At 30.8% G+C, this 14,662-nt stretch carries 15 protein-coding genes; 8 read left to right on the top strand and 7 right to left on the bottom strand.

Translation table 11 applies throughout. The features are described from left to right. Window positions 1-2: 2 nt before the first annotated feature. The 3 genes from A8C32_RS07510 to A8C32_RS07500 all read right to left on the bottom strand — a co-directional run bounded on the left by A8C32_RS07510 (window position 3) and on the right by A8C32_RS07500 (window position 1,790). Window positions 3-551: a hypothetical protein gene (locus A8C32_RS07510; protein WP_069829814.1), complete on the bottom strand. Its 549-nt coding sequence runs from the start codon at window positions 549-551 to the stop codon at window positions 3-5. 102 nt (window positions 552-653) lie between these two features. After that, window positions 654-1,283 (bottom strand): CPBP family intramembrane glutamic endopeptidase, encoded by a 630-nt coding sequence (locus A8C32_RS07505; protein WP_240491711.1) that lies wholly within the window; start codon window positions 1,281-1,283, stop codon window positions 654-656. A 48-nt stretch (window positions 1,284-1,331) separates the two neighbouring features. Then, window positions 1,332-1,790, bottom strand: coding sequence for an Lrp/AsnC family transcriptional regulator (locus A8C32_RS07500; protein ID WP_069830187.1), 459 nt, complete (start codon window positions 1,788-1,790; stop codon window positions 1,332-1,334). Between the two features lie 188 nt (window positions 1,791-1,978). On the opposite strand from A8C32_RS07500, the gene A8C32_RS07495 reads away from it, so the two are divergent. Beyond that, a complete protein-coding gene (locus tag A8C32_RS07495; protein WP_069829812.1) occupies window positions 1,979-3,208 on the top strand; it encodes an aminotransferase class I/II-fold pyridoxal phosphate-dependent enzyme in 1,230 nt (409 codons plus the stop codon). Between the two features lie 171 nt (window positions 3,209-3,379). Here A8C32_RS07495 and A8C32_RS07490 read toward each other — a convergent pair whose 3' ends face one another. Both A8C32_RS07490 and A8C32_RS07485 read right to left on the bottom strand, forming a co-directional pair. After that, window positions 3,380-4,324: a metal-dependent hydrolase gene (locus A8C32_RS07490; protein WP_240491710.1), complete on the bottom strand. Its 945-nt coding sequence runs from the start codon at window positions 4,322-4,324 to the stop codon at window positions 3,380-3,382. Between the two features lie 105 nt (window positions 4,325-4,429). Next, window positions 4,430-4,879, bottom strand: a complete 450-nt coding sequence (locus A8C32_RS07485) for a hypothetical protein (RefSeq protein WP_069829811.1) — start codon at window positions 4,877-4,879, stop codon at window positions 4,430-4,432. 195 nt (window positions 4,880-5,074) lie between these two features. Between A8C32_RS07485 and nhaC the strand changes: the two genes are divergently transcribed. From nhaC to A8C32_RS07465, 4 genes are all read left to right on the top strand, one after another. Beyond that, window positions 5,075-6,568, top strand: a complete 1,494-nt coding sequence (gene nhaC, locus A8C32_RS07480; protein WP_069829810.1) for a Na+/H+ antiporter NhaC — start codon at window positions 5,075-5,077, stop codon at window positions 6,566-6,568. A 145-nt stretch (window positions 6,569-6,713) separates the two neighbouring features. Then, complete coding sequence (locus A8C32_RS07475; RefSeq protein WP_069829809.1) at window positions 6,714-7,358, top strand: peroxiredoxin; 645 nt, start codon at window positions 6,714-6,716, stop codon at window positions 7,356-7,358. Between the two features lie 10 nt (window positions 7,359-7,368). Next, window positions 7,369-7,677, top strand: coding sequence for a thioredoxin family protein (locus A8C32_RS07470; RefSeq protein WP_069829808.1), 309 nt, complete (start codon window positions 7,369-7,371; stop codon window positions 7,675-7,677). Between the two features lie 69 nt (window positions 7,678-7,746). Continuing rightward, the gene (locus A8C32_RS07465) at window positions 7,747-8,004 is read left to right on the top strand and encodes a DUF6952 family protein (RefSeq protein WP_069829807.1); all 258 of its coding nucleotides are present in this window, start codon (window positions 7,747-7,749) and stop codon (window positions 8,002-8,004) included. 106 nt (window positions 8,005-8,110) lie between these two features. On the opposite strand, the gene A8C32_RS07460 is transcribed toward A8C32_RS07465, so the two are convergent. Then, window positions 8,111-8,584 (bottom strand): ankyrin repeat domain-containing protein, encoded by a 474-nt coding sequence (locus tag A8C32_RS07460; RefSeq protein ID WP_069829806.1) that lies wholly within the window; start codon window positions 8,582-8,584, stop codon window positions 8,111-8,113. Window positions 8,585-8,724: 140 nt separating this feature from the next. After that, on the bottom strand, window positions 8,725-10,923 hold the full coding sequence (gene katG, locus A8C32_RS07455) for a catalase/peroxidase HPI (protein ID WP_069829805.1): 2,199 nt from the start codon (window positions 10,921-10,923) through the stop codon (window positions 8,725-8,727). A 221-nt stretch (window positions 10,924-11,144) separates the two neighbouring features. Here katG and tpx point away from each other — a divergent pair, with 221 nt between their 5' ends. The 3 genes from tpx to A8C32_RS07440 all read left to right on the top strand — a co-directional run bounded on the left by tpx (window position 11,145) and on the right by A8C32_RS07440 (window position 14,645). Continuing rightward, a complete protein-coding gene (gene tpx, locus A8C32_RS07450; protein ID WP_069830186.1) occupies window positions 11,145-11,648 on the top strand; it encodes a thiol peroxidase in 504 nt (167 codons plus the stop codon). Between the two features lie 26 nt (window positions 11,649-11,674). Next, a complete protein-coding gene (locus tag A8C32_RS07445; RefSeq protein WP_069829804.1) occupies window positions 11,675-12,043 on the top strand; it encodes a diacylglycerol kinase in 369 nt (122 codons plus the stop codon). Window positions 12,044-12,251: 208 nt separating this feature from the next. Further along, a complete protein-coding gene (locus tag A8C32_RS07440; RefSeq protein ID WP_069830184.1) occupies window positions 12,252-14,645 on the top strand; it encodes an FtsK/SpoIIIE family DNA translocase in 2,394 nt (797 codons plus the stop codon). The last annotated feature ends 17 nt before the right edge of the window (window positions 14,646-14,662 follow it).

The raw sequence follows: 14,662 nt of genomic DNA, 5'->3' as shown, positions 1-14,662 counted from the left end.
AATCAAGGATACGAGCCTTGTCCTCCAGAACCATCATTCAAAGGACCTATAGGTAAATCTCGGCGATTTTGCATGGTTAATGGAGCAAAATTATTAGTCATAATATCTTGTTTTCCATTTTTCTTTTTAATACCAGTTGGCACCATAAACATCGTTGTTAAATCACATTTTGCAGAGCCAGCTTCTTCTCCATAAACACCTAAATATACGCGGTATCCTGTAATTTTATAATTTAAGCTATCGGCTTGTTTTCTAGAATATCTTAAATAGTTTCTAATTTCTTTAGCAGACCACCACACAGAACGATCGTCTTGTTTGTGTCCTCCCATTGCAGCACAAGAGTCCACTGCTGGTTTTCTATACTTGGTCCAGTTTTTACTTAACGCCTCGGCATATTCTTTTTTAATGACTCCTCTTGGTTTTTTAGTGCCTTTCTCAAAATCGCCAAATTCAGTTTTATAATCATCTAATTCAAATTCTTTTGGACTAAAATAATGCATACCTAACGCACCAATAATAATCCCTAAAATAATGTAAATTAATTTTTTCATCCCTTTTGTTAGTTTAGGTTAATAAATAATAGCGATCAAAAATAGAGAAAATATTTAACTCACGTAAGATTTTATATGTTTTACACAAATTTCGTCAGGTATTTATGCAGGAAAACCTAGCATTTCTCCCATACCCACAGTAAATAACCAACAACCATAAATAGCATGTTCAATAGATACTAAAAGTGTAGATTTTGTTTTATTAAAGGTTACTGCAAATAACACTCCTCCTAAAAAAGTTAATGCAAGTACTAAAGTGTTTCTAAAAAACAAATGAGCTAAGGCAAATACTATAGCATTTACAAAAATAAAGAGTGTGTTATCTTTAAATAGACTTCTGTAACGCTTAAAATATAAAGTCCTATAAATTAACTCTTGAGGATAAACTGAAAAGAAGCTATATATAAATAGTATAAGCACCCATAATTTGGGTTTATTTAATAAAACATTAAAAAGCGCAGGTTTATCTGTTATAAAAACAAAAAAAACTGTAAGAATAACAATAACTAATAACTTAATCATGGTTTCTTTCCAGAAAAATTTCCAATTTAAATTTGGAGCTATTTTTATTTTTTCTTTTTCAACTTTTAATAACACATAAACAATATAAATGAACCCTATAAAACCAATAGCCAATTTTAGCCAAGGAGAATAATTTATAGTAAAACTAATAGGTATTATGATGAAAATTATAAAGAACTCTGTTAATTTATAAGCTGTGGATTCCATCATGTCTTTAATAATTTATAAATATATTCCTTTTTTATTAGCAACCTCTATTTAAAACCCTATAATATGTGTATGCTTTACTTCATTAATTACAAACATACTATGCGTACTACCAATATGATTAATTGTGGTTAACTTTTTTACCATAAATTCTCTAAAAGCGGCTATATCTTTCACTAAAACTTTTAGTAAATAGTCGTAATCTCCACTAATATGATAACATTCTAGTACTTCATTTAATTTTGTTACTTCTTTTTCAAAACTAACTACATAGTCTTGACTATGTTTTACTAGTTTAATATGACAAAAAACCACAAAATTCCTATCAATTTTTTCTTTATTAACTAATACTGTATAGCCATTAATAAACCCTTCCTTTTCAAGTTTTTTAATTCGCTCATAAACTGCTGTAACAGAAAGATTAAGTTTATTAGACAATTCTTTATTAGTTTGTTTACTGTCCTTTTGAAGATATTCTAATAACTTCTTGTCTGTTTTATCAAATATCATAATTGAAAATTTTTCATTAAAACATATGCTTTTCATAAAATATACATAAAAAAATCTAAAAAAATACACATAAATAGTTTTATTTTCTACATATAATTATATCAATTGTTTTTTAATCTAGTTATTCTGAATTTTGTTTAACCACATCCTAAAAATGGGGCAGGTTTAATATTAAAAAAACAATAATTATGGCTTTAGAACCCGCAAACAATATACAAGACTTGCAATACTTTGGAGAATTTGGAGGCGTGAATCCTTCTATATCAGATTCATCTACCTATACCTTTTTATCTGCAAAAACCATGTTCGATACTTTTGAAGGTAATGCAGACGGGTGTTACCTATATTCTCGTCATACTACACCTTCTAATTTATATCTTGGTGAGGCTTTAGCCGCTATGGAAGGTACAGAAACGGCAAATGTATCTGCTTCTGGTATGGGAGCTATTACCCCTGTTCTTTTACAGCTTTGTGATGCCAATGATCATATTGTATCTAGTAGAACTATTTACGGTGGAACTTATGCCTTTTTAAAAAATTTCACCCCTAGGTTTAACATTAAAACATCTTTCGTAGATATTACAAAACTTGATGCTGTCGAAGCTGCTATTACAGAAAACACTAAAGTACTGTACTGTGAGTCTGTAAGCAACCCATTATTAGAAATAGCAGATATTAAAGGTTTAGCAGATATAGCAAAAAAACATGATTTAAAATTAGTAGTAGATAATACGTTTTCACCATTGTCCATTTCACCTGCTATTTTAGGAGCAGATATTGTTATACATAGTTTAACAAAATTTATAAATGGATCAAGTGATACTGTTGGTGGCGTCGTTTGCGGTACTCAAGAATTTATAAACGATTTACGTAATGTAAACAACGGAGCTTGTATGCTTTTAGGGTCGACTATGGATAGCTTAAGAGCTTCATCTATTTTAAAAAACTTAAGAACATTACACATTAGGATGCAAAAACATAGCAAAAATGCCATGTTTTTAGCCGAAAAATTTGAAAACGATGGTTTAAAAACGGTATATCCAGGGCTAAAATCGCATCCTTCTCATAATCTCTTTAAAAGCATGATGAACAAACAATATGGTTTTGGAGGTATGCTAACTATCGATGCTGGTTCTTTAGAAAAAGCTAATGAACTTATGGAAATGATGCAAGATAAAAATTTAGGATATTTAGCAGTTAGCTTAGGTTTTTACAAAACATTATTTAGTGCACCTGGGTCTTCGACATCATCAGAAATACCCGAAGAAGAACAAAAAGTAATGGGCTTAAGTGATGGCTTAATTCGTTTTTCTATTGGTCTGGATGCAGATATTAAACGTACTTACCAAATGATGAAAGAATGTATGGTTAAAATTGGAATTTTACATCTTAATCAAATCGAAAAAGAATGTAATTAACAAATACTATTATTGTTTTTCCCTATATCAACATGACTAGATGTCCTCCTTTCTAGTCATGTTAAAATTGGATTGTAATTAAAACATCTCACTTTCCTAATAAATCATACTTATTATACAGTTTCTTCTATTTCAAAATAAATAAAACACTGTTTTTATAAACCAAGCATTCTAAATTCCTTTTAAACGCTTCCAAAGTCTAGATATAACCTCTCCAAAATCATCAAAATTTGGTTCGAAAGGCTTCATGTTAAGTCTTTTTTCTTCCTTATACAAAGACAAACTAAATATAGACGTATTTGAATTTTCTCCATCTAAAAGCGGATAACGCAAATCATTATACTCATATTCATTTTCAGTAATCTTGTAAACACTATAATAACCATTACTAAACGATGATAACTCTTCAATATCCTTAAATTCCGAAGGCTTTAAATCTCGCTGTTTAGAGATTAGTTTAAAATTTAAAAATCTATTTTTAGTATCAAATAAGGAATAATTAGTTACCGCATATGATGTATCGGTTTCAGCAACACCAAACCATAATATATTATTCAAAATAGATGGCTGACTACTATATCTTTTAAACTGAATATTATTTTCCACCAAAGACTTCTTAAAAATAGTATCAACATATAGCTTATTCCCTAAAGTAAATAGCATATAAGCAGAACTTATTCCTAACCCCAAATTCAACCAAAAACGTCTTTTATTTGATGCTCTATTAAAAAACATCAAAACAATCATACAAATAAGAAAAGGAAGTGTGTATATAGGGTCTGCAACCGCTATATTATTTATAGCCACTCTATAACTACTAAAAGGCGCAAATAATTGCGTTCCATAAGGTGTAAAACAATCTAAAATAGGATGCGTAAATAGTGACCAGAAAAATAAACTTATCCAATCCTTTTGAGTAGTGGAATGCAAACGTTTACCTGAATTATATAATTTATGTACTAACCAACCAAAAAGAAATGCTCCTAAAACAGAAAATAAAATAGAATGCATAAAGCCTCTATGAAAAAGCATTGCATCAATTTCGTTATTATAAAGTAAACTTCCAAAATAGACATCTAAATCTGGCACAGTTCCCCCAATAGCTGCAAACAACAAAGCTCAATTACCTATTTTATTTCCTAAAACTGCTTCTCCACAAGCAGCTCCTAAAACAATCTGAGTTAATGAATCCATATATAATGGATAAAAATACAACTAATACTAAGTACGTCTTATTTTATTTTGAAATGATTTATAATAACTTACTTTTTTCGTAATTTCAATCACATCACGCTGGATATTAGTTTTTAAATTTAAAATTTCAAATAACTGATCTAGATTATCTTTAGTTACCGAATTAACTTCTATAAATGAAATATATTCCAGAGTTTTTAAACTCCAAATCAGTTGTTCATTATACTTTTTAAGTTTCAAAATAATCTCTATATCTTCAAGCTTTATTTTCTCCTTATGCCTATTAAAATTATTGGTTTTCCTAGGCATAAATGCGCCCTCCATATAATTGAAATTATCAAATATTAATGGTTTTATCATGGTGTTTTTAATAGGTTTAAAGTTTAATACCATTCCATTAGTATTAAAACGATACGCAAAACTTGTTAGTGAAAAAATAAAAATTTCAAAAAGATTTAAATAAATAAAATATGTCATTTTGTTTTAGGGTAAAATTGATAAATATGGTTTGATTACCCCTATGACACATAATTAAGTATAAAAAGTCACATTATTTTATATAATTTAACAATTTTTCGACTAAAGGCATTTTTTTTAACACAAAAAAGATACGCCTCTTATTTGTTCAAAAAATAAGATTATCGTAACATTACAGGATTAAATTAAAAATAAATGCAAGACAAAAGCAATATCTCTGAAATAAATATAGAAAATCAAAAAATTATTGATAATAAAGAGCTAAATATTTGGGAAGCATTAATTCCTGTATTTGCTTTAGTTAGTATGTTAGCTTATAACATATACGTTTATGGAGATGATGCCTTAAGTGGTAGTAATCAATTTGTCTTGTTACTAGGAGCTGCAGTTGCTGCAATTGTTGGCTTTAGGAATAAAGTATCTTACGATAGAATGCTTGAAGAAGTTGCAGAAAATATAAAATCTACAACTGGTGCATTATTAATACTCTTAATGGTAGGCTCATTAGCTGGAACTTGGTTAATTAGTGGTATTATACCAACTATGATTTATTATGGTTTACAGATATTAAATCCAACTATATTTTTAGCAGCATGTGTAATTATATGTTCTATAATATCAATAGCGACAGGTAGTTCTTGGACAACTTCTGCTACTGTTGGTATTGCTCTTGTAGGTATTGGAGAAACATTGGGTATATCGGTTGGCATGACAGCTGGAGCTGTTTTATCTGGGGCTTACTTTGGAGATAAAATGTCACCTCTTAGTGATACAACAAACCTAGCCCCTGCTATGGCTGGTGGTGAATTATTCAGCCATATTAAATACATGTCATTAACCACAATACCTACAATAGCAATAACGCTTATTATTTTTATTATAATAGGACTAAACATAGATACAACTGGTACGCCACAAATAGATGATAAACTATCTGCTATAAAAGGTGCTTTTAATATAAGTCCTTGGCTATTTATCGTTCCCGCTTTAGTTATTATAATGATTGTAAAGAAAACTCCGCCGTTAATCGCCTTATTAACAGGATCTTTACTTGGAGGAACCGCTGCATTAATTGCACAACCTGATATTGTTGTAAAAATTGCTGGAGCAGATTCATTAACATTTCAATCTGGATACCAAGGCATTATGAATGCTCTAACTGTAGATACAGTTGTTAAAACTACTAGTCCAGAATTAAACGATTTATTTACCGCGGGAGGAATGAAAGGTATGCTAGGCACCATTTGGTTGATAGTATGTGCAATGGTTTTTGGAGGTGTCATGGATGCTATAGGTGCATTATCTAGAATTACAAAATCCTTATTAAATTTAGCAACAACTACATTTGGCTTATTTGCAAGTACAGTAGCTAGCTGCTTAGCATTAAACCTTACTGCTTCAGATCAATATTTAGCTTTAGTTGTTCCTGGAAAAATGTTTAAACAAGCCTACCAAGATAAAGGCTTAGCTCCTGAAAATTTAAGCAGAACTCTTGAAGACTCTGGCACAGTGACCTCAGTTTTAATTCCTTGGAATACTTGCGGCGCATATCATTCTAAAGTATTATTTGGTTATGCAGGAGCAACTGCATATATACCTTATCTGTTTTTTAGTATTTTAAGTCCTTTTATGACACTTCTTTTTGCTGGTTTAAATATTAAAATCAAACAATTAAAATCTTCAAAATAAGATCTAATTATCTAAAAATCAGATCACATAGTTTAAATCTATTATTCAATAAGAATTAAAGATTTTATTCCTATTAAAACCTTTAGTTTAGTATGTATTTTTGTGCTTTCGAAAATTTAATCATTAATTATAAAAGAAAACACAAATGGCATTAGTAGGAAAAAAATTTCCAGATTTAAACGTAGACGCAATGAATGAAATGGGCGATACTTTTAAAGTAAACGTTCTAGAAGAAGCAGTAAAAAACAAGAAAAAAGTAGTACTTTTTTGGTACCCTAAAGATTTTACATTTGTTTGCCCTACAGAATTACACGCATTTCAAGCAGCATTACCAGAATTTGAAAAACGTAATACTATTGTAATTGGTGCATCTTGTGATACACCAGAAGTTCACTTTGCATGGTTAAGTGCTGGAAAAGATAATGGTGGTATAGAAGGTGTTACTTACCCACTTCTTGCTGATAGCAACAGAAACTTATCTAGCATCTTAGGTATTTTAGATATTACCAATGAAACTTTTGATGAAGAAACTGGTACTGTTCAAGTAGAAGGAGACAACGTAACTTATAGAGCGACTTATATTATAGATGAAAACGGTATTGTACAACACGAAAGTATTAACAATATGCCATTAGGTAGAAATGTAAATGAATACATTCGTTTAGTTGATGCTTTAACGCATGTACAAGAAAACGGTGAGGTTTGTCCTGCCAACTGGGAAGAAGGAAAAACAGCTATGGCTCCTAATGCAAAAGGAACTGCTGAATATTTAGCTGCTCACGTAAACTAGTCTTAAAATCATGATACAAGAATTAAGTCAAGATAATTTAAGTGAATTCGTTTCCAATAACAAAACTGTTGTAGTACAATATTCTGCAACATGGTGTGGTAACTGTCGTATTATGAAACCTAAAGTTAAAAAATTAGCTTCAGAGTTAGAAAACATAACTTTTATTATCGCTGACGCGGAAAAATTTCCTGAATCGAGACAATTAGCTACAGTTGACAATTTACCAACTTTTGCTACTTTTAAAGACGGTGCTTTTGTTAATCAAGTACAGACTAACAAATTTGACGTTTTAAAAGAATTAGTTGACGAAGTATTATAAACTAGAAGTTTCCTTATAAAGTTTATTCTAAAAAAGAATATATAAGAACGGAAATTAAAAAAAATTTCTATGAAATTACCAGTAATAAAACACTTAACACAGTTTATAGCAAAAAATGATGAAGATTACATTGTTGAAACTATTGAAACTTTAGAAGCTTTAACCGAAATACCTTCTCTTAAAGATGAAGAACTTGACGTTATTGGAGAATTAATCTCTAATATGTATGGTGCCATTGAAGTCAATAAAACGATTAAAGAAGGTACACCGCAAAAAGAAGCTTTAAATAGTTTTATGAAACGTGTCATGGGTTCTATAGATAAATAGAAAAGAAATAATAGTATGATAAAAAACCACTTCAATTGAAGTGGTTTTTCTATTTTAAAATTGTCTCGTCCTGACATTTATTACACAAAAATACTTGAAATGAAAACTAATCATTTAATAAAGTAACAATAGTATCAAATCCTTTTTCTCTAGCATAATCTATAGCTGTTTTACCTTGACTATCTTTAATAGTCTTATCAGCGTTATGATCAAGTAATAATTCTACAATAGTTTTTTGATTATACATAGATGCAAATGTAATAGGCGTTACACTGCTACCATTTTTAGCATTAATATCTGCACCGTTTTCTATAAAACGTCTAGCTAATAAGCTATTCCCTTTAAAAGAAACCCCTATTAGCGCTGTATTTCCAGATGCATCCCTAGCATCAATTAATGCATTATTTTCTAACAATGTTTCCACTATAGTATCTTTATCAAAATAAGAAGCAAAAATTAAAGGAGTAAAACCTCTAGAATCTTTTGAGTTTATTAATTCCGGGTTTGATTTTAACATAAGTGCTACCTGTTCATTTTCATTTGAACGAATAGCATCAAAAAAACGGTCTATTTTATTCATACTTTTATTCTTTCGTACCAATTAAATCTAATATTTTTAAAAATAATTTCATACTAATAAAAAATTGAGACAAGTATAAAAACATACTTATCTCAATTTCAACTAGCTCATTATTTTCTATAACATTAAATAATATAAAATTAATTAAGATCAAAACGATCTAAGTTCATCACTTTAGTCCATGCAGCAACAAAGTCACTTATAAACTTTTCTTGAGCATCATCAGCTCCATAAACTTCAGCAATTGCTCTTAACTCTGTATTCGAACCAAAAATTAAATCTGCACGAGTCCCCGTAAACTTAACGACTCCTGTTCTTCGATCCCTACCTTCAAATACAGTATCATCAGCTGTTGTCGCTTTCCACGTATAAGTGAAATCTAGAATATTGCTAAAAAAATCATTTGTAAGACTTCCTACATTATCTGTAAGCACACCATGTTTAGAACCATCATAATTAGTTTCCAACACACGCAAACCACCTATAAGGACTGTCATTTCTGGAATAGAAAGCGTTAATAAATTTGCACGATCTATAAGTAAATCTTCGGCAGCAATTTTTATGTTCGATTTTATATAGTTTCTAAAACCATCTGCAAGAGGCTCTAAATGAGTAAAAGATTCTACATCCGTTTGTTCTTGAGAAGCATCTCCTCTGCCTCCTACAAAAGGTACATTTATATCACTTCCTGCCTTTTTAGCAGCTTGCTCAATACCAACAGAACCTCCTAAAACTATTAAATCTGCAATTGAGATTGTTCCACTAAAGTCTTTTTGAATACCATAATAAACATCTAGAACTTTTTCTAATGCTTTAGGGTTATTAACTGTCCAATCTTTTTGAGGTGCTAAACGAATACGACCACCATTAGCTCCTCCTCGCATATCTGAGCCTCTATATGTAGACGCAGAAGCCCAAGCAGTAGTTACCAATTGTGATACATTTAAGCCAGAAGCAAAAATCATATTCTTTAATGATATAATATCAGCATCACTTAGCTTATAATCAACAACAGGAACAGGATCCTGCCATAATAATTCTTCTTTAGGAACTTCTGGTCCTAAATAACGAGATATAGGTCCCATATCTCGATGTGTTAATTTATACCAAGCACGAGCAAAAGCTTCTTCTAACTCTTTTGGATTTTCTTGAAAGTGCTTAGATATTTTTAAATATTCTGGATCTAATTTTAATGCCATATCTGCATCAGTCATCATTAATGCTTGTTTTTTTGATGCATCGCCAGCCATTGGAGCCATTCTAGCTTGAGATTCTTTTGTTGGCGTCCATTGACTTGCCCCTGCAGGACTTTTTGTTAACTCCCAATCATAATTTAATAAAACGTTAAAAAAATCATGATCCCATTGTATCGGATTAGGTGTCCAAGCACCCTCAAGCCCACTTGTAACTGTATCATCAAGTACTCCTGTTCCAAAACTATTCTTCCATCCTGTACTCATTTCTTCTATAGAAGCTCCATGCGGTTCTGCACCAACATATTCATCAGGATTTGCAGCTCCATGAGCTTTACCGAAAGTATGACCTCCAGCTGTAAGCGCTACAGTTTCTTCATCGTTCATAGCCATACGTCTAAATGTTTCTCTCATATGGCGAGCAGATTCTAATGGATCAGGCTTTCCGTTAGGTCCCTCTGGATTCACGTAAATTAATCCCATGTGAGTAGCTCCTAAATGACCTTCCAGTTCACCATCTTCATAACGTACTTTATTACCTAGCCATTCTGTTTCTGCACCCCAATAAATATCTTGTTCTGGTTCCCAAACATCTACTCGACCACCTGCAAAGCCAAATGTTTTAAATCCCATAGATTCCAATGCACAATTTCCTGCCAAAATCATTAAATCTGCCCAAGACAGTTTTTTCCCATACTTCTTTTTAATTGGCCACAATAATAAACGTGCTTTATCTAAATTCCCATTATCTGGCCAACTGTTTAGAGGAGCAAAACGTTGTGTTCCAGAACTTGCTCCACCACGACCATCACCAACACGATATGTACCTGCGCTATGCCAAGCCATACGAATCATTAATGGTCCATAATTTCCATAATCTGCAGGCCACCAATCTTGGGAGTCTGTCATTAAATCTATAACTTCTTGTTTTAGTCTAGGAAAATCAATACTATTAAATGCTTTAACATAATTAAAATCCTCTCCCATAGGGTTAGACTTTATTGCATTTTGACGAAGTATATTTAGTTTTAGCTCATTTGGCCACCAATCTCTATTTCTTGTACCATTTCCTGCACTTTTTTTTTGAGTACCTCCCATAAACGGGCATTTATTAGCATCACCACTCATATGACTGTTATTATCCATAGTTTTAGTTTTTTAATTTATTTATTCCTTAAAATTAATAAATTATGAAGCCAACTCAACGTATAAAAAATTGATTGTCCTTATTTTATTATAAGTTTTTGCTATAGTAAAAAAAAAATCAATAAATATTTATTATTTTAATAAAGGAAATTTGTGCTTTATTAATTAGATAACTTATAAGTATAATGTCTATTTTTAACTTTCAATATAAAACCGAAAAAATGGCAACAGTTACTTTAAAAGGAAATGCAATAAATACATCAGGAAACTTACCAAAAGTTGGAACTAAAGCTCCAGACTTTACATTAACAGCAAACGATTTATCATCTAAAAGTTTAAGTGATTTTTCTGGTAGTAAAGTGGTATTAAACATTTTTCCTAGTATAGACACTGGAACATGTGCGCAGTCTGTTAGACAATTTAATACAGAAGCTAGCGAATTAGAAAACACTAAAGTGCTTTGTATTTCTCACGATTTACCATTTGCTCATGCACGTTTTTGTGGTGCTGAAGGTTTAGATAATGTCATTAGCTTATCTGACTATAAAACTGGAGAATTTGGTAAAGCTTATGGTTTAGATTTTATTGATGGTCCTTTAGAAACATTACACTCTAGATCTGTTATAGTTTTAGACGAGAACGGTACTATATTATACACAGAGCAAGTTCCAGAAATTGTTGATGAACCAAACTACAAAGCTGCATTAGAAGCTTTATATTCATAACATTTTATTAGTTTAGCCTCACAAAAATGTCTAAAAAAGAATCCTTCTTAGTTAACCGCCTTAAAAGCGTAGGATACGCTTTTAAAGGTGCTGTTTTATTACTAAAAACAGAATCTAGTATTAAAATTCAATTTGTAATTGCACTACTGGTTACAGGAACAGGATTCTTTTTTAATATTTCTTCAAACGAATGGATTATACAAATGTTAGCCATTGGTTTGGTTATGAGTATTGAAGGTGTTAATACTGCCATTGAAGAAGTTGCTAATTTTATTCACCCAGAGCGTCATAATAAAATAGGCTTAATAAAAGATATAGCTGCTGGTGCCGTTTTTATAGCTGCTGTTTTTGCTACAATAATTGGATTAATTATTTATATTCCCAAGATTTTTTAAACTACTGTATATACATATAGAACTAATTAAGCTGTTTCCTCGTATTTAAAGAAATAGTAGACTTGACTCCTGTTTTGAAATTATCGCTCTGCAATTTTTTAAAATAAAGTTTCGTTAACGTTAGTAATTTGTATTTTTGTTGCATTGTGAAAAACAATTCAACCCTGAAATTATTTCAGGATTTAAATTTGAAAACAATATACCATTAATGGCGAAAAGCAAACCCAAAGCTAAAAAAGCACCTAGAAAAAAATTTAAAAAACCTAATCTTAAGCTGTCTAGTCAGCAAAAACTGGTTTTAGGTAGCTTTCTCATAATTTTAGGTATTATACTTTGTATTGCTTTTATCTCTTTCTTTTTTACAGGAAAAGCAGATCAAAGCGTTATAAATTCTCTTCCTTCTAGAAAATCTGAAACCCAAAACTGGATTAGTCAATTTGGAGCATGGTTAAGTCACTTTTTTATTCAACGTGGCTTTGGTATTGCTTCTTTTATATATTCTGGATTAATTTTCTTATCTGGTGTATATGTTTTAATGGATATTAATAAAGCCAAACTAAGAAAACACTGGTTCTGGGGTATATTTATTATTATTTGGGCATCTATTCTTTTAGGATTTTTTAGCAAAAAGAATGATATTTTAGGAGGTACTGTTGGTTATGAATTAAATACTTACCTACAAGATTATATAGGAAAAATAGGAACTTCTCTCTTGCTCTTATTTGGGTTAATAACCTATCTGGCTATTCGTTTTAAATTTACTTTTGAAAGTTTTAAAAATATTTTTAAATCAGCTAAAAAGGATATAAAAAATGAATTTTCAGAATTAAAAAACGATCTTGTTGTCCCTATAGATAACAATTTATCTGAAGAAGCTGAAGCCATTAAGTCCACTATTGAAGTACCTTTAGAGAATAATAAGACTCCAGTAAAAAAGGAAGTAAAAGTTAAAGCTGATGTAAGCATAGCGACTCTAGAGGTAAAAGTAGCACAAGAAGAGGAAGAAGATTTATCTATTTTAGAAATGGAAGTAAAAGAAGTTCCAGAAGAACAATCTGAAACTGATAATTTAGCTAATAAATTGGTAGAAGATTTTGGACAATTCGACCCAACTCTAGAATTAGCAAAATTCCAATTTCCAACATTAGATTTATTAAAAAAATACGATACAGAAGGTATCACTATAAATCAAGAAGAACTTGAAGAGAATAAAAATAAAATTGTTGAAACTTTAAACAACTATAAAATAGGTATTTCTAGCATTAAAGCAACCATAGGACCAACAGTTACATTATATGAAATTGTACCAGAAGCAGGTGTTAGAATTTCAAAAATTAAAAATTTAGAGGACGATATTGCATTGTCTCTTTCTGCTCTTGGTATTCGTATTATAGCGCCTATACCAGGTAAGGGTACTATTGGTATTGAAGTACCAAATAATAACTCTACCATTGTATCTATGCGCTCTGTAATTGCTTCAAAAAAGTTTCAAACATCAGACATGTTACTTCCTATTGCTTTAGGAAAAACAATTAGCAATGAAACCTTCGTAGTAGATTTAGCTAAAATGCCTCACTTACTTATGGCTGGTGCTACAGGACAAGGAAAATCTGTTGGATTAAATGCTGTTTTAACATCATTACTTTATAAAAAACATCCTGCAGAAGTTAAATTTGTTTTAGTAGATCCTAAAAAAGTAGAACTAACACTTTTTAATAAAATTGAGCGTCATTACTTAGCAAAATTACCAGATAGCGAAGATGCCATTATCACAGATAACACTAAAGTTATCAATACATTAAACTCTTTGTGTATTGAAATGGATAACCGTTATGAGCTACTTAAAAATGCACTATGTAGAAATTTAGCCGAATATAACGCAAAATTTAAAGCTCGTAAATTAAACCCCAATGATGGCCATCAATTTTTACCATATATAGTTTTAGTTGTTGATGAGTTTGCAGATTTAATAATGACTGCTGGAAAGGAAGTTGAAACACCTATTGCGCGTTTAGCTCAATTAGCTCGTGCCATTGGTATTCATCTTATTATTGCTACACAACGTCCATCTGTAAATGTAATTACTGGTATTATAAAAGCAAATTTCCCTGCTCGTATTGCTTTTAGAGTAACTTCAAAAATTGATTCACGTACTATTTTAGACGGTTCTGGAGCAGATCAACTTATTGGTCGAGGTGATATGCTATATACACAAGGAAATGATCTAATTCGTGTACAATGTGCCTTTGTAGACACACCCGAGGTTGAAAAAATTACAGATTTTATTGGTTCTCAAAAGGCATATCCTGAAGCTTATTTACTTCCTGAGTATGTTGGAGAAGAAAGTGGCACAAGTCTTGATATAGACATCTCCGATAGAGATAAACTATTTAAAGACGCTGCTATTGTTATTGTAACAGCTCAACAAGGTTCTGCTTCATTATTACAACGAAAATTAAAATTAGGTTATAATAGAGCTGGTAGATTAATTGATCAATTAGAAGCCGCAGGAATAGTTGGACCTTTTGAAGGTAGTAAAGCAAGACAAGTTTTAGTTCCAGATTTAATAGCTTTAGATCAACATTTAGAAAACGAAATATAACTTATTTAGAACAACAC

It is taken from the genome of Flavivirga aquatica (assembly GCF_001747085.1).
Classification (GTDB): Bacteria; Bacteroidota; Bacteroidia; order Flavobacteriales; family Flavobacteriaceae; genus Algibacter_C; species Algibacter_C aquatica.
Note: the sequence above shows the minus strand (reverse complement) of the source record. Positions and strands in the feature narration are given on the sequence as shown.

What these genes read in the sequence shown, in the direction of transcription:
- A8C32_RS07470 (WP_069829808.1), top strand. Translation starts at nt 7,369, where the DNA reads ATGATACAAGAATTAAGTCAAGATAATTTAAGTGAATTCGTTTCCAAT.
- A8C32_RS07465 (WP_069829807.1), top strand. Translation starts at nt 7,747, where the DNA reads ATGAAATTACCAGTAATAAAACACTTAACACAGTTTATAGCAAAAAAT.
- nhaC (WP_069829810.1), top strand. Translation starts at nt 5,075, where the DNA reads ATGCAAGACAAAAGCAATATCTCTGAAATAAATATAGAAAATCAAAAA.
- tpx (WP_069830186.1), top strand. Translation starts at nt 11,145, where the DNA reads ATGGCAACAGTTACTTTAAAAGGAAATGCAATAAATACATCAGGAAAC.
- katG (WP_069829805.1), bottom strand. Translation starts at nt 10,923, where the DNA reads ATGGATAATAACAGTCATATGAGTGGTGATGCTAATAAATGCCCGTTT.
- A8C32_RS07475 (WP_069829809.1), top strand. Translation starts at nt 6,714, where the DNA reads ATGGCATTAGTAGGAAAAAAATTTCCAGATTTAAACGTAGACGCAATG.
- A8C32_RS07500 (WP_069830187.1), bottom strand. Translation starts at nt 1,790, where the DNA reads ATGATATTTGATAAAACAGACAAGAAGTTATTAGAATATCTTCAAAAG.
- A8C32_RS07445 (WP_069829804.1), top strand. Translation starts at nt 11,675, where the DNA reads ATGTCTAAAAAAGAATCCTTCTTAGTTAACCGCCTTAAAAGCGTAGGA.
- A8C32_RS07510 (WP_069829814.1), bottom strand. Translation starts at nt 551, where the DNA reads ATGAAAAAATTAATTTACATTATTTTAGGGATTATTATTGGTGCGTTA.
- A8C32_RS07505 (WP_240491711.1), bottom strand. Translation starts at nt 1,283, where the DNA reads ATGATGGAATCCACAGCTTATAAATTAACAGAGTTCTTTATAATTTTC.
- A8C32_RS07440 (WP_069830184.1), top strand. Translation starts at nt 12,252, where the DNA reads ATGGCGAAAAGCAAACCCAAAGCTAAAAAAGCACCTAGAAAAAAATTT.
- A8C32_RS07460 (WP_069829806.1), bottom strand. Translation starts at nt 8,584, where the DNA reads ATGAATAAAATAGACCGTTTTTTTGATGCTATTCGTTCAAATGAAAAT.
- A8C32_RS07495 (WP_069829812.1), top strand. Translation starts at nt 1,979, where the DNA reads ATGGCTTTAGAACCCGCAAACAATATACAAGACTTGCAATACTTTGGA.
- A8C32_RS07485 (WP_069829811.1), bottom strand. Translation starts at nt 4,879, where the DNA reads ATGACATATTTTATTTATTTAAATCTTTTTGAAATTTTTATTTTTTCA.